Source organism: Caballeronia sordidicola (genome assembly GCF_002220365.1).
Taxonomy (GTDB): Bacteria; Pseudomonadota; Gammaproteobacteria; order Burkholderiales; family Burkholderiaceae; genus Caballeronia; species Caballeronia sordidicola_C.
The window spans coordinates 154,650-175,412 of the sequence record NZ_MTHB01000027.1; the positions used below are offsets into that span (position 1 = coordinate 154,650).

Annotated in this window: 13 protein-coding genes and 1 pseudogene; 8 read left to right on the forward strand and 6 right to left on the reverse strand. The window is 61.3% G+C overall.

Features of this window, described 5'->3' with window-relative positions; translation table 11 throughout:
- The first annotated feature begins 402 nt into the window (after positions 1–402).
- The 5 genes from wecB (at position 403) to BSU04_RS04180 (ending at position 9,986) form a co-directional block, all read left to right on the forward strand.
- Positions 403–1,605: a non-hydrolyzing UDP-N-acetylglucosamine 2-epimerase gene (gene wecB, locus BSU04_RS04160; protein ID WP_089159401.1), complete on the forward strand. Its 1,203-nt coding sequence runs from the start codon at positions 403–405 to the stop codon at positions 1,603–1,605.
- A 287-nt stretch (positions 1,606–1,892) separates the two neighbouring features.
- Complete coding sequence (locus BSU04_RS04165; protein WP_144021113.1) at positions 1,893–4,082, forward strand: cellulose biosynthesis cyclic di-GMP-binding regulatory protein BcsB; 2,190 nt, start codon at positions 1,893–1,895, stop codon at positions 4,080–4,082.
- Positions 4,079–6,286, forward strand: a complete 2,208-nt coding sequence (locus tag BSU04_RS04170; RefSeq protein WP_089159403.1) for a glycosyl transferase family protein — start codon at positions 4,079–4,081, stop codon at positions 6,284–6,286. The genes BSU04_RS04165 and BSU04_RS04170 overlap by 4 nt, the downstream gene beginning before the upstream one ends.
- Entirely contained in the window at positions 6,286–8,859 is a 2,574-nt protein-coding gene (locus tag BSU04_RS04175) for an NfrA family protein (protein WP_089159404.1), read from the forward strand. Before BSU04_RS04170 ends, BSU04_RS04175 begins: the two co-directional genes overlap by 1 nt.
- Positions 8,860–9,104: 245 nt before the next feature.
- A complete protein-coding gene (locus BSU04_RS04180) occupies positions 9,105–9,986 on the forward strand; it encodes a hypothetical protein (protein ID WP_256982130.1) in 882 nt (293 codons plus the stop codon).
- Between the two features lie 28 nt (positions 9,987–10,014).
- On the opposite strand, the pseudogene BSU04_RS04185 reads toward BSU04_RS04180, so the two are convergent.
- Positions 10,015–10,404, reverse strand: a pseudogene (locus BSU04_RS04185) (divalent metal cation transporter); the annotation flags it as partial.
- Positions 10,405–10,529: 125 nt separating this feature from the next.
- Here BSU04_RS04185 and BSU04_RS04190 point away from each other — a divergent pair.
- The 3 genes from BSU04_RS04190 (at position 10,530) to BSU04_RS04200 (ending at position 13,883) form a co-directional block, all read left to right on the forward strand.
- Positions 10,530–11,492: an alpha/beta fold hydrolase gene (locus BSU04_RS04190; RefSeq protein ID WP_179258195.1), complete on the forward strand. Its 963-nt coding sequence runs from the start codon at positions 10,530–10,532 to the stop codon at positions 11,490–11,492.
- Between the two features lie 23 nt (positions 11,493–11,515).
- The gene (locus tag BSU04_RS04195; protein ID WP_089159407.1) at positions 11,516–12,217 is read left to right on the forward strand and encodes an antibiotic biosynthesis monooxygenase family protein; all 702 of its coding nucleotides are present in this window, start codon (positions 11,516–11,518) and stop codon (positions 12,215–12,217) included.
- Between the two features lie 529 nt (positions 12,218–12,746).
- On the forward strand, positions 12,747–13,883 hold the full coding sequence (locus BSU04_RS04200) for a sensor histidine kinase (protein WP_179258196.1): 1,137 nt from the start codon (positions 12,747–12,749) through the stop codon (positions 13,881–13,883).
- Positions 13,884–13,921: 38 nt separating this feature from the next.
- Here the strand turns inward: BSU04_RS04200 and BSU04_RS04205 are convergent, their stop codons facing one another.
- The 5 genes from BSU04_RS04205 to BSU04_RS04225 form a co-directional block, all read right to left on the reverse strand.
- A complete protein-coding gene (locus tag BSU04_RS04205) occupies positions 13,922–14,125 on the reverse strand; it encodes a hypothetical protein (RefSeq protein ID WP_089159408.1) in 204 nt (67 codons plus the stop codon).
- Between the two features lie 873 nt (positions 14,126–14,998).
- Positions 14,999–15,250 (reverse strand): hypothetical protein, encoded by a 252-nt coding sequence (locus tag BSU04_RS45195; protein ID WP_144021114.1) that lies wholly within the window; start codon positions 15,248–15,250, stop codon positions 14,999–15,001.
- 542 nt (positions 15,251–15,792) lie between these two features.
- A complete protein-coding gene (locus BSU04_RS04215) occupies positions 15,793–16,920 on the reverse strand; it encodes a zinc-dependent alcohol dehydrogenase family protein (RefSeq protein ID WP_089159410.1) in 1,128 nt (375 codons plus the stop codon).
- Entirely contained in the window at positions 16,917–18,581 is a 1,665-nt protein-coding gene (locus BSU04_RS04220) for an acetolactate synthase large subunit (protein WP_089159411.1), read from the reverse strand. Before BSU04_RS04220 ends, BSU04_RS04215 begins: the two co-directional genes overlap by 4 nt.
- A gap of 93 nt (positions 18,582–18,674) precedes the next feature.
- Positions 18,675–20,651: an acyl CoA:acetate/3-ketoacid CoA transferase gene (locus tag BSU04_RS04225; protein ID WP_089159412.1), complete on the reverse strand. Its 1,977-nt coding sequence runs from the start codon at positions 20,649–20,651 to the stop codon at positions 18,675–18,677.
- Positions 20,652–20,763 lie beyond the last annotated feature (112 nt).

A 20,763-nucleotide genomic window follows, 5' to 3' on the forward strand; every position in this document is an offset into this window, starting at 1 on the left:
TTCGGTGATTAAGCCACTTACGAGCGCGTGCACATTAGGTTCGCATCGAGCGAGAGTGCAAGCGTCTGAGCACGCGTTATATACCTGGATTCAGGACCTGCTTAATCGATCACATCGTTCGTTTTATCATCGGCAGCCTATCGGTCGTCTTATTGCGACAGAACTTAAAAACCGCTGTTACACGATAGCTGGCAGGGTTAAAATGCGCGCCAGCAGGCGAAAGGATAAGACGTTTGAGATCCTGGAGGTCCGGGAAACACGGGATTTTCACTATTTATGCCGGCAGGTTTTATCGGCGGGAAGCGCCGGTCAAATCCACGCCGAGCGCTCTCGCATGATATTCAGGTCTGGAAAACAGCATCCGCTGCAGGCCAGAATCAACTTGGAAAACGGCCGTAAATCATGTCAGCGCGAATTCTCTCTATTTTCGGCACACGCCCGGAAGCCATCAAAATGGCGCCGCTCGTGAAGCAGCTCGAAGCAGAGCCTTCTATTGAATCGATCGTTTGTGTCACCGGTCAGCATCGCGAAATGCTCAATCAGGTGCTCGAGCTGTTCAAAATTTCTCCCCATCATGATCTCTCGCTTATGACGGGTAATCAGACGCTGAATGGCCTCGCATCGCGTTTGCTCGCATCACTCGATGACGTCCTCGCCAAAGAAAAGCCCGATCGCGTACTGGTGCACGGCGATACGACGACGGCATCGGTCACCGCGCTCGCCGCTTTTCATCGGAAGATTCCCGTCGGCCACGTCGAAGCGGGCCTTCGCACCGGCAACCTGATGCAACCCTGGCCGGAAGAGATGAACCGCCGCCTGGTCGACGTAATCAGCGACCTGATGTTCGCGCCCACCGCCGGCTCGAAAGCCAACCTGGCCGCCGAGTCACTGTCGGGCCGGGTCATTGTCACGGGCAACACGGTCATCGATGCACTGTTCATGACGGTTGCCCGTATCGACTCGGACGCCGTGCTGCGTGCCGAGCTCGACGCGCGGCTGCTCTTCATCGACGACACAAAACCGGTGCTGCTCGTCACCGGCCATCGCCGCGAAAGTTTCGGCGCCGGCTTCGACGGCATCTGCTCTGCGCTGGCCGAACTGGCCCAACGCAGCGACGTGCAGATCGTCTACCCCGTGCACCTGAACCCGAACGTGCGCGGCCCGGTCCAGGAAAAGCTCGGCAAGTTGCCCAACGTTCATCTGATCGAGCCCCTCGACTACGTGGGTTTTGTCCGGCTAATGCAACGCGCGTCGATCATCCTGACCGACTCGGGCGGCGTGCAGGAAGAAGCCCCGGCGCTCGGCAAGCCGGTGCTGGTGATGCGCGAGCTCACCGAACGGCCGGAAGCCGTTGCGGCCGGCACCGTGAAGCTGGTCGGCACGCGGCGCGAGTCGATCGTGAAAGCGGTTACCGCGTTGCTCGACGATCAGGGTGCGCGCGACCAGTTCGCTTGCAGGATCAACCCATACGGCGACGGCCATGCATCGGAGCGCATCGTCGCCGCGCTCGCAGGCCGGCCGTTCGAGGAATTTACGGAGGTTGCGGCTGGGCAGTGCCTGCCGTTCAGCGCCGGACGCGGGACTCTTTCTACGCAATTCGTGTAACAACTCGCGCGCCAGCTGTCGTCGCACTTTCACCGGTGTGTGCACAAGCGCTGCGCTACGCCGTTTTACCGATAGCAACCTCGTCATGCCGTTTGAAACCAGCGCGCAGCCACTGCGTCTGCATGCCCCGCATTGCCTATTTTTCGAAAGCATTGCATGCTAAATCTGAGACGACACTCTTGACCATCAAACCGTTTTCTCGCTGTAGCGCATCCCTTCGATCAGCTACCTTCGCAGCGTGGCCCGTCCTTTGTGCGTTGCATCTGACAGCCTATGCCGCGCCCGTTTTGGCCGCTACTCTCACCGATGCCACTGCTCCCACCGACGCCACCGCGGCCGCGCCCACTGGCGTAGCCGCTGCTTTCGCGCAACTCGGCAACGGGCGCATGGTGATACGCAACGTGTCGCTGGCCAACCTCGGGATGCACGATCCGGTCGTCCTGCAAGCGCCCGACGCGCGCCAGGAACTGTATTTGCCGGTGCCGGTCAATGTGCCGATCTCCAACGCAACCTTCCAGTTCGACGGTACGTATCTGCATGCCGACGGCGGCCGCACGACCATGCTGCTGTCGCTGGACGGCGCGCCCGTCCTCGCCCGCGCGCTGACACAGCAGCAAGGTGACGCGGCGGCCACGATCGGCGTTGATGGCACGGCGCGGCCGAGCGGCTTCGTTCGTGTCGGCCTTGGCTGGTCATCAGTGATCAACGACAACGTCTGTGCCGACCAGACGGCGATTGGCAATGTGCTGCGCGTGGGACCGACGTCTCGCTTGACATACAGTTTCGATCCCGCCGCGATCAACGACTTGCGCACCGCGTGGAGCGCGCTGCCGCCGACGCCGGTCGTGATGACCGGCGCGCGCGGCGTAGCGGCGCCGGCGTTCGACGCAGGCTGGCGTGCCGAAGCGCAGTTGCAGCGCGAAGGCAAGACGCCGGTCACGCGCGCATGGCCAGTCGCCGGTGACAGCGTTGACCTGAGCGGCGTCGATGTGCCGGACGCGCTGCGGGCCATCCCCGCATTCGCCGCGCTTGCCGCTGGCGGCTTGCACAAACTCGCGAATCCGGCAGAAGCGGGCGCATGGGTGGCGCTCGCCCCTCACGGGGGCTTCGCGCCCGATGTGATCATCGCCGACGACCGTTTGCGCGACGCGCTCAAAACTGAACTTGACGCGCTTCGTACGCAAGTCGACGCCGCCGCGCGCGGCTCAAGCTCATCCACGACGGCCGCCACCGCCGCCACTGCTGCGTTCGACGCATGGCGCGCCCGGTCCATCGGCCCGATCGCCGAACCGCTTGCAGCCGGCGAAGTGCGCGTCGCGCATCTGGCCGGTCAGGTCGCAATCGTCGTAGGCGATAACGACGGCGTCGCCGTGCTCGCGCGTGCCTGGCGGGCAATCGACGTGTCGGATCGACTGGTCGTGCATCAGATCGACCGCACGCAGAATGCAGACGTCGATGCTATCTCGCTGTCGGCGCTCGGCGGCCAGCCGCGCACGCTCAATGTGCTCGGCCGCGCGACGTGGGACGCGAATTTCGACCTCGGCGCGGTGTCAGGAAACGGCAAACTCCCGTCCGCGATCGTGCTTGATATATCCGCGATGCCCACACTCCATGGCGGTGTGCAAACCGCTGCGATCTATTTCAACGACGTGCTGATCGGCGCGCAAACGCTGAACACCACCGGCAAGCCGCAACGAATCACCGCACACGTGCCGCACTACGCGCTGGCACCCGGCAACCTGCTGCACGTAGTGTTTGAACGTCAGCCGGAAGGCGGTTGCCAGGCTCGCTCGGAAGGCCAGCCCATCGCCGTGCTGCCGACCAGCAACCTGCAACTCGACAAGGCGGATCTCGACGACAATTTCACTGGCATGGCCGCGCGATTCGCGACCAGCGCCACGCTGATCGTCCCGTCCGCGTATCTCGACGACACGACGTTGTCGCTCGCACGCGTCGCCCGCCTGGCGAATGCGGCCGGCATTGTGCCCTCGCGTACGACGCTGTCGGTTGCGCCGAAGGGCGAAGCCGTCGCGCCGAAGGATCCGTTCCTTGCCGCCGATGTCGCGCTGAAAAGCGAAACGTCGCACGCGATGCTGTCGCAAGACCGTCTGACGCTGACTGACGCGTCGGGCAAGATGCTCGCGGATGTATCGGGCCTGAAGAATCTCGCGTTGATCGACGTGGTGAGGGCGGACGGCGCGCCCGGCATTGTCTACCGCGCGACCGGCGAAACGGCGCCGGTATTGCCTGCGTCGCTGCAACTGACGCCGGGCGACGTTGCGCTAGTCGACGCGGGTGGGGTGGCCAAGCGCTTCGACACACTGCATCCGGGTGAAGTACTCCAACCCGATAACGGCGTCTCGTGGTTCGTGCAGAACTGGTGGCGCTGGGGCATCCCGGCTGCGCTGGTCGCGCTGTTCCTCGTCTTGCTGCTGGTCGCGTCGATCGCTCGCCGCAGGCATCGGGACAAGACGTGACGGTCGCCACGTCGAATTGGGATCCGGGCTACGCGGTCGCGCACTACTACCAGGGACTCGAGTACGTGGCCGCGGTGGTCGCGACGATCATCCTGCTGTCCAGTCTCGATGACCTGTTTATCGACGCCTGGTACTGGGGGCGGGAGATCCTGCGCCGCTTGACGATCCAGCGCATGCACAAGCCGCTGACCAGTGCGCAGCTGTATGCGCACGACCAGCAGCCCATTGCGATCATGGTACCCGCGTGGCATGAATACGACGTGATCGCGTCGATGCTCGAGGACATGGTGCGGGTGCTCGATTACCGCAACTATGTGGTGTTCGTCGGCACGTATCAGAACGATGCGCAGACCATCGCCGAAGTGGAACGGATGCGCCGCCGCTACAAGCAGTTGCGGCGCGTCGAGGTACCGCACGACGGTCCGACCTGCAAGGCGGATTGCCTGAACTGGGTGATCGCGGCCATTTTCCGCTATGAAAAAGAGGCGGACATCGAATTCGCGGGCGTTGTACTGCATGACAGCGAGGACGTGCTGCATCCGGTCGAACTGCGCTTCTTCAACTACCTGTTGCCACGCAAGGACATGATTCAGTTGCCAGTGGCATCGCTGGAGCGCAACTGGTTCGAGCTCGTCGCGGGCACCTATATGGACGAGTTCGCCGAATGGCACGCGAAGGATCTCGTGGTGCGCGAGAGCCTGTCCGGCACGGTGCCGTCGGCTGGCGTGGGTACGTGCTTTTCACGCCGTGCAATGCTCGCGCTGATCGAACAAACGAACAACCAGCCGTTCAATACCGAAAGCCTGACCGAGGATTACGACGTTGGCGAGCGGCTCGGCAAGATGGGCATGCTCTCTATTTTCGCGCGCTTTCCGGTGCAGTTCGCGACGCGGCGAAAGTCCTGGTTCGGCTTGGGAAAGGAGCGCGAATTCATGCTGACCATGCCGCTGTGCGTGCGCGAATTTTTCCCCGATACATTCCGCACTGCGTATCGACAGCGTGCGCGCTGGACCCTCGGCATTGGGCTGCAGGGCTGGAAGCAGACCGGCTGGAGCGGCTCGCTTGCGAACCGCTATTTGCTGTTGCGCGATCGCAAGGGCATTGTCACGGCGTTTGTCGGGATCCTGGCTTATGGACTGGTGCTCCAGTTCTTGCTGTTCGCCATCGCCAGTATGTCCGGCGTTTTACCTCGGCTCTTCGCATCGCCGTTTTCCGATTCGAAGTGGCTGGTTTTCGTGCTGTGCGGGAACGCCTGCGCGCTGCTGCTGCGCGTCGCGCAACGAATCTTTTTCGTCACCCGGTTGTATGGATGGGAACACGGACTGTTGTCGGTGCCGCGGATGGTCGTTGGCAACTTCATCAATTTCATGGCCGTGTCGCGGGCGTGGAAGCTGTTCATTGGACATCTCGTGACCGGCAAGCGGCTCGCATGGGACAAGACGATGCACGACTTTCCGTCGGAAGACGGACTCGGCATCCAACGTCAGCGGCTCGGTGAACTGCTGGTTTCGTGGCAGGCCATCGACGCGAACAAGCTCGAACTTGCGTTGAACGAAGGCCATGCGCGCGAAGCGCCGCTCGGCCGCGTGCTGATGGCGAAAGGCTGGCTGGACGAGGAAACGCTCGCCGAAGCGATCGCGTTCCAGTCGGATCTGGAACGCGGGTCGCTCGATCCTGAACGGTTGCCGCGCGATGCCGAACGGTTGCCGCTTGCGGATATCGTGCGGCATCGCGTGCTTCCGCAAGGCGAGGATCGCCAAGGCCGCACGATCTTGCTGACCGCAAACCCGATCAGCGAAGCGCCGCTCGCGTATCTGGTCACGCAACTCGGGCAGCCAGTCACGCAGCGGATCGTGCGTGAAGGCGATATCGCGACCGGAATTCGGCTGCTGCGCGGCGTGGACGTCTCCGGGCCGGCGCCCATTGCAATGCAGACTGTGCCGGGCCTGCGAGTCCGTACGTGGCCAGTGGATGCCGAGGCGGTGCCTGTGCCTCGGCGCGGCGTGCCGTTGATCGGCGATCTGCTGATCGAACTGGGACACGTGACACGCGCCAGTTTCGAAGGGGCACTGCAGAGTTATCGCCCGGATCTGCATGGTCTGATTGGCGACTACATGGTGGCGCGCGAAGTCATCTCGCGCGCCGCACTCGAAAACGTGATTCAGGAACAACATCGTTTGCGCGGCGATGAGGCGACTCGCTGATGAAGCTCGACGTGATCCCCAACTGTTGCAAGTCCGCGACTTTCGTATCGAGCACTCATGTGGCCGGTGTGATCGTTGCGGCCACGCTGTGCTTCGGCACGGCCGCCCAGGCTGCTGCATCTGCTGCATCCGCTGCATTGCCGCTGCCGCTATCCGGCGCTGCGTATCGCGTCGCACAAGAAGGCTACGCTTCGTTCGCACGTCACGATTACGAAACGAGCACGGCACAGGCGCGTGAAGCGATCCGTCAGCGTCCTGATGTGGTGTCGCTGCGCCTGCTCCTCGCCAACTCGCTGGCGGCGGCGCACCACTATGAGGCCGCGGCCGTATCGCTGAGTCAGGCGATTGCAGAGATCGGCCCGGACCAGGCGTTGGTCACGCGGCGTGCGCAGATCGAAGCGTTGAGCAGATCGGTGAATGCCAGTGGGCACGGCCGACGCGCGCACGGCAAACGCAGGGCGGCTAGCGCATCGCCGGCATCGGTCGCGGTCGCCGGCGAAGCGAACGAGACGCCCCTCACGGGCGACGCATTCACCGCTGCGCAACGTGCATACACGCTCTACGCCGAAAAAGATTTTTCCGGCTCTGCGAAGGCCGCGGGCGTTGCTATCGCGTTGCGTCCGGACATGCTGCGGTTGCGCCTGCTTCAGATCGATGCAGCGAGCAACGCGGGACAAGACGCCGTCGCGTTCGCTTACGACGAGGACGCGGTCAAGCGCTTCGGTGACACGGACGCATTGCGTTCGCGTCGTTCGTTTATTGGCAATCGTCTCGCGCCAAGGTTTTCCAGCGATGCGTTCGTCGCGCTAAATCAGGGCGACATTTCGCAGGCGGTCGAGCTGATACGCCGAGCGGTTGCCTATGCGCCCGAGCGGACAGGCTACCGGATCCAGTTGATCGACGCGCTGTTCGACGCGAACGATCTGCCCGCTGTGGAGGCCGCGGCGTCGGAGGGCATTGCTTACGGCATTGCGTATGGGAGCAACGACATCATGCTGTGGACGCTACGCGGCTATGCACGCGCGGCCCAAGGCAGGATCGAATTAGCCGATGCGGATTTCGCCAAGGCACTGCAGGAAAAAGACGCGACGCCGCGCGACCAGCGGGTGGCGCGTACGATCATCGCCGATGTATGGAATAGGGAAGGCCAACCGCAACGCGCGCTCGACCTGCTCACGCCGCTTAAATTCGTCCACGACGATACCGATCCACCGCTCGCCGCACGCCGCTTCAAAGCGAAGCAGTTGGTCGCTGCGAGCGCGTCGAAAGCATCCACGATGACGGCGCCCATCGACCCTGCGTTGCGTCCGGATATTGCCTGCGATGCCACCGAGTTTGGTGCGTTGTGCTACGTCTATCCCGCCGATCCTGGCTTTGCAGCCGCGCGAAACGCGGTCGCGGCCGCCAAGCGGGGCGACAAGAAAGCGGCCGTCGAATTCGCGCGCAAGGCGGTCGCCGCGGCGCCTGATGATCCACAGCATCGAGTAGAACTGATCAATGCGCTGACGAACGACCATCAGACCGCCGCCGCCACGCGCGAAGCCAAGGCGACCGTGCGCGCGGGCCTGCTGGACGGCATGCCCGATCTGAGCGCGGCATACATCGCGCAGCGTGCAGGCGAAAATGGCGTCGCGTACCAGCGTTTCAAACAGGCGGACCAGACGGGCGAGCTGCCGTCCAGGGCGAACGCGGATGCGGCCTATGCCGCGGCCCACGCGCACCAGAACAAGGACGCCGCGATGTATTTCGAACGCGCGATCGACTCAGGCATCACGCCGGCGGAGGGCGACGCGGCAGCGACGCCGCAGCAACTGCTCGATATGCGCAGCGCACACGCCAACGCGACCCGCGACTGGGGCTTCAACGTATCCACGAACTATCGCAGCGCGGGCTTGCAGCCAGGCTTCGTGTCGACGCCGTCGCCGGGTATTGCGAACAACTGGCAGGCTGGCGTTGAAGCATACTGGCGGCCATTCGGCAGCCTCGACGACCGGATGTTCGAGGTCTATACGCGTGGTTACGAAGACTTCGGCGTGAGCGGCGGCGGCCCGAGCGGGGTATCGACGCTGGAAAACGTGGTCGGGGCGCGGGTCAAGCCCTTCGCCAGCATCAACACGATCTTTGCGATAGAACACATCTTCCCGATCGGCTCGCACGTGCACAATGACTGGCTCGCGCGGATCGCGTATTCGGGTGGCGTCGGCACCGAGCGCCGCATCGACACACCGTCGTGGTGGACCGCGCAGATGTACGCGGAAGGCGGCTGTTATCTGAACGCGGCGACTTGCTATGCGACGACCAACATCGAAGGCGGTCATACGTTCCGTATCGATTCGATCAGCCCGAAGCTGACCGTGTTTCCGTACGCCGTGATCGGCGCGGATTACGACTCGTCGATCGATCACAGTATTCCGGCCGGCGCTGGCGTGGGCGTGTCCGCGCGCTATTGGATGCGAGACAGCGCGTACGACAAGCCGCGCTCATATGTGGATCTGTCAGTGCAATATCGCTGGCACATTACCGGCGACGACCGTTCCCGCGGCTTGTTCTTCGGCGCCATCTATTCCTACTGAGTCACGCTGCAGGTATTCACAAGCAAATGCTTCTGCCGGTGCGCCGTACGCCTTGTATGATTTAATCGGAGTTGATCGGATGCCGTGCGTTACCGTTTAGATGACGTCGAGACCCACCCCGCGAAGCGCGCGCGACCACCGTCGCGATTACCGTCGCGATTACCGTCGCGATTACCGTCGCGATTACCGTGATACCACTTCAACACCGGCTCCGTATGCCTGATGATTCTTACACTGCGCATGGGATGGCCGGCAGAGATCGGGATGAACCCGACGGCATGCGCCGGCGCCTGATAGGCGCGAGCTTGCTCACCATGCTCACGTCGCTCACCCCGGGCTGTGCGCTCGAAGCAGATGAAACGACGTCGTTGGCGCAGGGCGTCGTGTGGCAGATCGACGAGGATCATATTGATCCGCATGGCAACTGGGACAAGCTCGGCGTGCGCGATCTGCTCGTGCAGTGGACGGCGGTTGATGGTCTGTCTTTCTTGCCCGGCGCCGGCGTGCCGATGGCGGGACGGGTCCCCGACTGGACGCGCATCGCTGATGAGCGCTGGGCGCGCAATGTGATCGTGGGGCTGGCAGGCCGTTTCGACGAGACCACAGCGCGGGCGCAGGTCGTGGACCTGGTCGCACAGTCGGTGCGGCTCGCGGCGGTCCGTCCGCCGGTGCATGTGGCTGGCTGGTATTTTCCGGTCGAAATCGATCCCACGTGGGTCGACGCCGCTCAACTCCAGCCGTTGCTCGCTACGTTGCCGCGGCCTTTGTGGGTCAGCGTCTATGACCGCGCCAATGTCGGAGGCAGGACGCTTGCGAAGTGGCTCGACACCTGGCTGCCGAAGGATGTCGGCGTATTCCTCCAGGACGGCTGCGGCGTGTATGCACGCGGGCCGATGACGGCGCGGAAATACGCGGACGCACTGTCGGAGACGCTGGGCAAGCGCCGCGTGCGGATCATTGCCGAGGCGTTTCGCCCGCAGGCTGGCGGCGGTTTCCGTGCTGCCACGTCGGCGGAGCTTTTACCGCAACTCGTCGCCTACAAGGGATATCGGGTGTATTTGTTCGACGGCCCGCACTATGTTTCCGCCGAGCTCGTCGATGCACTTCTGAAGGATGGGTCGCGGTAAGTATTCCTCGGATGCGAGGCGGCGCGAACTACGAGAACATAAACCAGAACATGGCGACGGCCGCGATACCCATGGCGGCTGTGGCCAACCAACCCGCCACGCGTAGCCGCATCGAGATGATGAACTTTCCCATGATCTTCGGATTGACGGCCATGAACATGATCAGTCCCATGATTGGCACGGAGACAACCCCGTTGATGACCGCGCTCCAGTAGAGCGCCTTGATTGGATCGATCGGCGTAAAGCCGATGACTACGCCCACTATCGTTGAGAGAACGATGATCCCGTAGAACCGCCTCGCGAGTTGCGGCTTAAGGGCGAGACTGTTCCGCCATATGAACCTTCCGGCCATTGCGTACGCGGCTGACCCGGCAAGCACGGGTAGCGCAAGCAAACCCGTGCCGATGATTCCCAGATTCGCAATTTTAGAGAATGGGCAAGTCGAGTACTACATTGATACTTCATTCATGGCTGAAACGATTCGGAACGAGACACGATACAGTTTATCGAACTGATGACGCCACCAAGACCTGGAGAACACCAGTGATTGCACATGACATTCCCAAACTCGATCCGCAAGAACAACACTTCGCCATCCCGGCGCCCAGCGCCGGATCGCAACTATTCTTGCGCTATCTGCCGCCTCACGCAGGCGACGCCGGTGTCGTGCTTTACGTCCACGGCGCGACATTCCCGTCCGCACTGTCGATCGCACATCGCTTTGACGGCCAATCGTGGCGCGATAACCTTAACCAAGCCGGATTGCACGTTTGGGGGCTGGATTTACAGGGATTCGGCTACTCCGACCCGTACCCTGAGATGGCAAGCCCCGCCGAATCCAACAAACCGCTCGGCCGCGCTGATCACGCGGCACGCCAGGTCGAGGCGGCGCTGCGGTTCATTCACGCGCGGCACGGCGGCCGTCGCGTCTCGCTGATCGCTCATTCATGGGGCACCATGGCGGCCGGCCACGCGGCCGGGCGTTGTCCGGACCTGATTGATCGCGTGGTCCTGTTCGCACCGATCACATGGCGCCAAGGCCAGGCTGAGACGCAACGCCTGCCTGCCTGGAAAACGGTGAGCTTGGAGGATCAGTGGACTAGGTTCATCGCCGACACACCGAAGGACGAAGAGCCGGTCATGCTTGAGCGGCATTTCGCGGAGTGGGGGCGGCGCTATCTGGAGAGCGACAAGACCAGCCTGACCCGAACGCCGCCGTCCGTGAAGGTACCGCTTGGTCCTGCCCAGGAGATCCAGGAAGCTTGGACCGGCAAGCTTGCTTACGATCCTGCCCTCGTCGTCGCACCGGTCGCTATCGTCCGCGGCGCTTGGGACAGCCTGTGTACCGACCAGGACGCCGCGTGGTTATACCAAGCGCTCAAGAACTCACCTGTCAAACGCGATACCAAGCTTAGTCGCGGCGGTCATCTGATGCACCTTGAGGAGGGGCGGGTCGCACTCCATCACGTGACACGCGACTTCCTGCTAACCGATGACATTCTCTGAAGCGCAGAACCAAGGAGAGACTCATGTTTTCAGTAATATTCGAAGTCCATACTAAATCTGATCAGAAAGACGCGTACCTGAAGTACGCCAAGCTGCTGAAACCGGAACTGGAGCAGATCGACGGGTTTGTAGACAATATCCGCTACGGCAGCTTGAGACATGAGGGCTGGCTGCTGTCGTTATCGAACTGGCGCGACGAGAAAGCGCTGATCCGCTGGCGCACCTTGGCGGTCCATCACGGCATCCAGGAGAAGGGACGCTTCGAGGTCTTCGAGGACTATCATCTGCGCGTCGGACAGTTGACGAAGGACACGCGCGTGCCCGAAGGCTACAGTCTGCGAGAACAACGCCTTGACGAGACGGAAACGGGGCGGGCTGCCGCCGTCACGCTGATCGATGCCAAGCGCCCTGCGGATCTGCCGCAAGACGCTTCGCCCGAGAAGGTGGCGCAATGGTTGGGGCTAGACGAGCATGCAGAGGGTCTCGTCGATTGGGATGCATACGACGCGATTCTCACGCCGGGTGACCTGATCCTGGTTATCTCGTGGCGAGACGCCAAGGCTGCGCAGGCCTATGAGATGACCGCCAGATTGCCTGAGGACGGCAGGCTCCGCAGGGTGCGGGTGGTGCGCGACTATGGCATGTTTGATCGGCGTGAAGCGCCGCAATACTACGAGGACGTCAAGCCGTCACCCACAGCCCAGAGCCACAGTGATGCCGGATAAGTCAGCAGCTGGCGAAACCAATATCAGTTGCACTGTACGCCGGCATTTCCGCTTCTTTGCGGCCGTTGCGCTATCGAGTATCTCGGCCTCACCAAGGCACTTGAGCGTCCGTGCTCAAAAATTTCCCTGCGGGACGATCGCGGCGTAGCAGGGCGAGTCGAACCGGTATTGCCGCTGCTTCCGGGAGCGAAAGGTAGCCGGAGTTTCCGTTCAAATCCGTTTTAACGTAACCGGGACACGCAGCATTCACGAGAATCTGGCTGCCACGCAACGTGAACAATGCGAAGAGTGGAGTCACCGTCAATCCAGTGTGCTTTGCAGCGGGCCGCCTCACGCCGCATGCACCTCACCCTCGCCGGAGATTTTTACTGAAGGTCCGATGGACCTTCCCACCTTCGGGGGCTTCTCAGAAAGGGTATACAGTGAACGATGCACTGTATTGAACTCAGTCCCCGTCGCTCAAGCAAAATGTTCGCCGAGACCCGCAGGGGATGTGCCAATCGGACCCGACAAAAGGAGGTAATGCGACATGATGCATGAATTCCTTTCAAATAATCGCGATGATCTGATTGAACGATGTCGGATAAAAGTCGCGCACAGGCCCGCCAGAGGGGCAACCTTGGAGCAATTGCAGAACGGTGTGCCGCTTTTTCTTGATCAACTCATCCTGACGCTTCGTCTTGAACAGACGGAAGAGCCCATGGAAAGTCGCAAAATCTCCGGACCGGCAGGCGGCGAGGCCTCATTTTCGACAATCGGAAGCTCGGCCTCCCAACACGGACGACAGCTCTTGGAACTCGGTTTTTCCGTTGACCAGGTTGTCCACGACTATGGCGACCTGTGTCAGGCAATCACCGATCTTGCGTTTGAACGTGACGCACCCTTTCAAATAGACGAATTCCGGACACTCAACCGCTGCCTTGACAATGCAATAGCTGACGCAGTGACGGAGTTCAGCTATCAGCGGGACTCAGTTGCAGCGGATAAACATGCCGCGCAGATGAATGAACGATTCGGATTTTTCGCTCACGAATTACGCAACTTCCTCCAAACTGCAACGCTCGCTTTTGGCGCGGCGAAGGCCGGGAATTTGAACCTGTCCGGCGCGACTGCATCAGTATTGGAGCGCAGTTTGGACGGCATGCGTGATCTGATAGACGATTCGCTGGCAGACGTGCGGTTCTCAGCCGAAAACGCAACACCGCCGCAGACGTTCTCGCTAGCTGAGTTCATTGACGAGATTAAAGAGGCTGCGCGCCTTGGGGCTCAGGCTCGGGGATGTGCGTTCACGGTTTCACAAGTCGACGTGAACCTTGCCGTTCTCGCAAATCGGGATCTGCTGTTTTCGGCGCTGGGCAACCTGCTCCAAAACGCGTTCAAGTTCACCCATCCTGACACCGAGGTAACCTTGGACGCGTACGCAGTGGCCGACCGCATCCTGATAGATGTGAAAGACCATTGCGGCGGTTTGTCCGCGCGCGATGTAGACAGCATGTTTGAGCCGTTCAGGCAAAACGGCGTCGATAGAACGGGCCTCGGGTTGGGACTTTCGATTGCCCGCCGGAGTGTAGAAGCGAGTGACGGAATCCTCAGCGTTCGTGACCTCCCCGACACGGGTTGCGTTTTCACTATAAGCCTGCCGCGACATGCGGTGGTTAAAGAGTGACGCGACCGCAGCCCGCTTTGAGCAGCGAGTGCAATTTCTCAAAGTACCTTGAAATGCGGATCAACTGACCAGCCGTGCAGCTCCGTATACCATTGATCGAACAGACGTTCGTCTAGCTCGAATTCATTGTCGAGACGACCACTTCCGTCATGCCTGAGATACGCATAGATGACTTTATGCCCGTTCCAATACGCGACCGCGAAGTCGGTAAGGTCGGCTGCTATGCCAGGGCATGTGATCATGAAGTGCGATCGCGAGGTTCGTTTTGAATTGTTCGTATGTGATTAGGTCGTTCATACCAAAGATGCAGCACGATAGATACCTGGAACGCTCAGGTATCGAAATTATAAAAAAACATCGATCCGCATCGCCGGCAAAGCGGGGTTGCTATGAGCCTAATGCGTGTCGCACCACCTCTCGGCCCAGGAGCGCGCGAATCCTAGAGCCTGTTCCTCACTATCAAAGGATCGAAGGTAGCCCGATTTTATGCCGCTTCCTTCAAGCTCGGGAGACGCAGGTCGCGATATTGTTGCTTGTCCTAAATAGCGACCGGCGGTTTCGGATGCTGAACATTCGACATTGAACGAGTTGTATTTGAATTGCACGAACCCTCCTGCGGATAGGGAAATTTAAGTATGCACCTATTCGTCTGCGGCGGCAGAGACTTCGAAATACGCATTGGGAAGTTGAGCGCCTGGACCCGTCGGCCGGACACGCGCGATAAAAATCAGGACATCGCGGACCTGGCCGGTAGCGGGTGAGGGGCGAGTGCGATCAAGCGGCAGCGCCTATGGTTGATCGCAATGGTTGATGGCTATGGTGCGCGGCTGGCGCATACAGTAGGTTTGAACACGCTCGGCGCCAAGCGTTCGTCGATCAATAGATACCCGGCGAATGTGGGGCTGTCTGCGACAACGTGACCACAAGCTCGCCCGAACGCCCGGAGCCGCGCATGGCGACGTAGACGCGATTCGCCATTCTGCGATTTCAGGAAGCGGGTAATCGCTCGGTGTTTGGGTTGCCAGGCGCTCGATAAGGGATCAGACCGCATAGCAACGCGTAAGCGCTGGAATTGCCTCCCTACGAGTCGGCATCGTCGTAGGACACGGCCGTCCTTATTGCTCGGCACGCGCCAGGTCAAATCCTTCGTCGGTCAGGCAAAATCCCCCTCCGGTGGTCACAAGCCATCCGCTTTGGATTCCGTAAAGAATGCCAGCCTCGAATTCGTTTAGCGAACGCCCGGTCCCGATCCAGGACGGCGTAATACCGGCCAAAAGGGCGCAGTTTCCCGCAGTAACGCCGCACTTGAACGACATGACGCGCAGAACCAGGATGCCCAGTTGGTCAGAGGTCAGGGTGGTTGCCATGTGTTTGTCTCCAATGATAGTTATTACGTCAGCCCCGCCTGCATTTGCGCTCGAATATGCACGGGTCGGAACGTGATCTTTGTGGCTAGCGCTCGTGATGCCGAACTGGAGGAATAACCCGAGAGCATGCTGGTTCCGCCAGAAGTCCAAGTTCACTCCGTGCTGGTACTCACCGATGCAGGAAGAACTATCGGGGTGCTAGCTTGAGGGCGTCTGAGGACGCCTTTTTCTTTGGTCCGTTGCAGAGCCGTTGGCGCTCGCCCTGGCCTGGTCACCTAGTTCGGTGAGCGTCAATGTGTGCGGTGAATGGCTTCGAGCCTCGCAGTCATAGTGATGAACGCATCGGGCGTTCTTGTCCGCGCTGTGGGATTGAATCCGCAGACATGGTCGCTCGTGCACTTTGATTTTTGGACCTGCACGCAGGATGATCTGCCTGCAGGCTCACACAGCTACGAGGTTTAGCACGTCTGTGCGCCCAATCCAGATGCTCTCGGCCGGACTTAGCGGCCACCAATCGGATTGGTCGGCTGAGCGCTATCGGCTCATTCGAATACCACCACTTGGCGAATCGCCTTGCCCTCGTGCAGCAAGTCAAAGCCATGATTGATCTCATCGAGTTTCAGCCGGCCCGTGAGCAGCTTGTTCACCGGCAGACGACCCTGCAAATACAAATCGATGTAGTGCGGGATGTCGCGCGAAGGCACGCATGTGCCAATATAGCTGCCCTTGAGGGTGCGTTCTTCTGCCACAAGGCTGACCGCGGGAAGCGGCCAAAGCGCGGTCGACGGGGGCAGCCCGGCTGTGACGGTCGAACCGCCTCGGCGCGTAATGCGGTAAGCCAGGTCCAGGGCGTTGATCGAACCGGCGAACTCAAAGGCGAACTCGACGCCACCGGAGCTGAGCGCGCGGATGTGCTCGATCGCATCGGCCCGACCGGCGTTGACCGTGTGCGTGGCGCCGAGGGTGCGCGCCTGCTCGAGCTTGGCATCGGACAAGTCGATGGCAACGATCTGCCTGGCGCCAGCCGCCTGCGCGCCAATGAGCGCTGCCAGGCCAACACCGCCGAGACCGACCACCGCGACGGATGCGCCGACCCTGACCTGCGCCGTGTTGACCACCGCGCCGACACCCGTGAGCACGGCACACCCGAACAGCGCGGCTTCGTCGAGCGGAACACGGGGATCTATCTTGACGACCGAGCGGCGTGACACGGTCGCGTACTCGGCAAACACCGAACATCCGAGATGATGGTTCAAAGCATCACCACCGCGCGTGAGACGACGCGCACCGGACAGCAAGGTACCGGCGCCGTTTGCTGCGGCGCCCGGCTCACACAAGGCCGGACGGCCTTCGGCACAGGGCGCACAGTGGCCACAACTCGGCACGAACACCACGACGACGTGGTCGCCAACCCGGAGGTCGGTTACGCCTGCCCCCAGTTCCTCGACAACGCCAGCGGCTTCGTGGCCGAGGGCCATTGGCATCGGACGTGGCCGGTCGCCGTTGATCACGGACAAGTCGGAGTGGCACAGGCCGGCGGCGGCAATCTTGATCAGCACTTCATCGGCGCCTGGCGGGGCCAGGTCGATCTCTTCGATATGCAACGGGCGGGAGACGGCGTAGGGCGGTGTTGCGCCCATCGCCTGCAAAACTGCTGCCTTGATCTTCATTGTGTGACCTCCATAACGCGGTTTTTCAGTTCCTCGACGAGTACGCGGGTATTCTCCGAGTAGTCGACCGGAACGATGACCAACTGCACGCCGCCTTCGCGGAACGCGGCTTCCAGCGTCGGCGCCAGCGCGTCGGCCGACTCGACGCGCCGCCCTTTAGCGCCATAGGCATCCGCGTACTTGACGAAATCGGGGTTGCCGAACGTGAGGCCCCAGTCCGGGAAGTTGTCGACTGCCTGTTTCCATCGGATCATTCCGTAGGCATCGTCCTGGATGATCAATACGACGAGGTTGAGCTTAAGCCGCACGGCGGTCTCGAGTTCTTGCGAGTTCATCATGAAGCCGCCGTCGCCGCATACCGCCATCACGCGCCGGGCAGGGTAGAGCAGTGCCGCCATCATGGCCGAGGGCAGGCCCGCTCCCATGGTTGCCAATGCGTTGTCGAGCAGCAGCGTGTTGGCACTGCGTGTCCGGTAACATCGCGCGAACCAGATCTTGTACATGCCGTTATCGAGCGCGACGATGCCGTCGACCGGCATGACTTCGCGTACGTCGTGGACGATGCGTTGCGGCGTCAGCGGAAAGCGTGACTCCTCTGCCCGGTCCAGTGTGCGTCTCAAGATACCTTCGCGCAGCGGCGCCAGTGCAGCCGCGTTCGGAAGCTTGCCTTGAACCTGATCGGCGAGCCGCCGCAGACTCAAGCCGAGGTCGCCCACCACTTCGGCGTGCGGGAAGAACACCTGTTCGACATGCGCCGGCGTATAACCCACGTGAATGACCTTAGGTCCCTTCGGTCCCATGATGAACGGCGGCTTTTCGACCGTGTCATGCCCGATAGCGAGAATCAGGTCGGCGCGGTCGATCGCCTCGTGCAAGTAATCGCGCGCGCTGAGCGCGGCCGTTCCCATCCAGAGCTCGGTGGCCTCGTTGTTGCCGACAGCGGCAACGGTGCCCTTGCCCATCTGGGTGTTGAAGAAAGGGATACCGGTGCGTCGGATGAACTCGGTCAATTGACCCACGAGCCGCGGCCGGTTGCTGGCTGCACCAAACATGACGAGCGGACGCTCGGCTTCCATCAGCAAAGCCGCAGCTCGTTCGATGGCCGCCTCCTGCGCCACCGGGAGCTCGACGGGATGCAGCGGAACGAGCGCCACGTCATCGCTCACCTCAACGGCGGCCACGTCTTCAGGCAACTCGAGATGGACCGGCCCGGGTCGCTCGTCCGCGGCCAGCCGGAACGCTTCGCGCACCACGGTCGGAATACTGGTGCCGCTGACTATTTGCCGGGACGCTTTGGTCAGTGGTTTCATCGTGGCGACAATGTCGACTATCTGGAAGCGCGCCTGGTGCGCCGTCATGATGGGTTTCTGTCCGGTAATCAGCACCATCGGCATGGCGCCAAGATGCGCGTAGGCGGCGCCGGTGACCAGATTCAGCGCGCCGGGACCGAGCGTTGCCATGCAGACGCCGGGCCTTCCCGTCAGGCGACCGTGGGTCGCTGCCATGAAGGCCGCAGACTGTTCATGGCGGGTCACGATCAGCTGGATGCTGGAGCGCCGCAGCGACTCGACGACGTCGAGATTTTCTTCACCCGGCACGGCGAAGATCCGATCGACGCCTTCATTTTCTAGTGCCTTGACGAACAGGTCGGATGCTTTCATGGATAGTCACCTCGTTTTTAAACCACAGCGAGTTGTGGGTCGAATCAATGAATGGGCTGGGTTCTAGTCATCGCGGCGTGAATCAGCGGGTGGTCATCCGCCCGCGCCGGGCTCGCCGACCGGGCCGTGCGCGACGTCCTCGAGTTGGCGAGTCGCATGGGCCGCTGCTTGCGCATGTGTTTCGCAAACATGTGATGCAGAATCGAGCTCGCTAAATGCAGCGTCAAGCTTCATGCGCATGAATGCACTGGTAGTGAAGCGAGTCGCCGAGCTGTAGTACTTGAGTTGCAACTGTCTGACCATCTCGAAGTACGCATCGGCCTCCGACTCGTCCAGCCGAAATCCGTCATAGTTGACCATTAGCGAAACCTTGTGGCCGATGCGATCACAGAACGCCCCAAGCACACGCCGAACGCTTTCGATGTCGTCGTTCGAGCGGATCGCCATGCCTTCGAAGTTCACGAACATCGTGTTGCGCTCGGCGTCGTAACTGAGCCGCTCGCTCATCTGCGAATCGAGCAGCACCGTCGCCAGACCCATGATCTGTGGCAAGAAAATTCGAGGGTCCATCAATCGCACGTTTCGCACGATAGGCGCGAAGTCCATGTGGGCGAGAATGTCGCGGTCGATATCGATGCCGGGTGCAATTTCCGTCAGTTCGAGTCCTTCGGGCACGCGCTGGAAGACGCACCGCTCGGTGACATACAACACGGTCTGAGCGCGTTGAGCAGCAAGCGATCCATTAAAAGTGATCTGCTCGACAGACTCGACGAGTTTCTTCTTCGAACCTTCCGACACAATACGCAGACGTCCATCCTCGACCACCACATCGAGTCCACCGGCCGTGAACGTTCCCGCGAATACCACGCGACGGGCGTTCTGGCTGATGTTGATAAACCCGCCGGCACCGGCCAGTCGCGGCCCGAAGCGGCTGACGTTGACGTTTCCGCACCGATCGATCTCCGCCATGCCGAGACACGCGAGATCCAGCCCTCCGCCATCGTAGAAGTCGAACTGCTGGTTTTGATGAAGCAGGGCATCGATGTTGATTGCGGCGCCGAAATTCAAGCCGCCCTGCGGAGTGCCGCCGATTAAACCGGGCTCGGCGGTCAACGTCAGGTGGCTAAGCAGTCGTTCTTCCGCGGCCACGGCTGCGACGACTTCAGGAACCCCGATGCCCAGATTGATTACACCACCGAGCGGCAGCTCGAAGGCACATCGGCGTGCGATGACTTTTCGTTCGTCGAGCACAGGGCTTTCCATCGTGCCCGACGGGACCTTCATTTCGCCGGAGAACGCAGGGTTATACGCTGTACCGTAGGTTTGGGCTTGAGTGTCTGGGCGGGCGACTACAACACGGTCAACGAATATTCCCGGTACGACGACTGCCCGCGGATCGAGTGTCCCGCTCGCGGCGATCCGCTCCACCTGGACGATCACCAAACCGTTTGAATTGTGGGCGGCCATGGCGGCCTCCATGGCGTCGAGCACGAGCGCCTCGCGTTCCATCGTGACGTTGCCTTCGGGGTCGGCCGTGGTACCGCGAATCAGGGTCACGTTAAGCGGAAAGACCTTGTAGAAGAGCCACGTCTTGCCGTCGATGTCGATTGTGCTCACCAGGTCTTCGGTCGTGCTGGCGTTGATCTTTCCGCCTCCGTGACGCGGATCGACGAACGTGCCCAATCCGACCTGTGTAAGCGTGCCGGGCCTATGCGCCGCGATGTCCCGATACAGATGCGACATCGTCCCCAACGGAAGGTTGTATGCCTCGATCAGATTGTCGGTCGCCATGCGAGCGAGCTTCGGCAACAGCGCCCAATGTCCGCCGATCGCACGTTTGACCAGCCCCGGCAGGGCTACGCGGTTGAGCCCCCGGTCCCGGCCGTCACCGGGCGCGGCGGCGAACACCAGGGTCAGATTGCGCGGTTCACCCGTGCCGGTGAACCGCCGCTCCAGCGCCATGATCAATTCGTCTGGTGTACCAATGCCGACAAAGCCTGAGCAGCAGACGCTGTCGCCGTCGTGAATCAGCGCGACCGCTTCGTCGGCGGTGACAATCTTGTCTTTCATAGCGCAGCTCAAGGAAAGAGGTGAATGTACGGCCGTGGCCGCTGCCAGTTCCCAAAAGAGGTGTGGCATCCTCGCTTGGTCGACCGTTGCCTTTTTGCTCCATTGCCCGCAA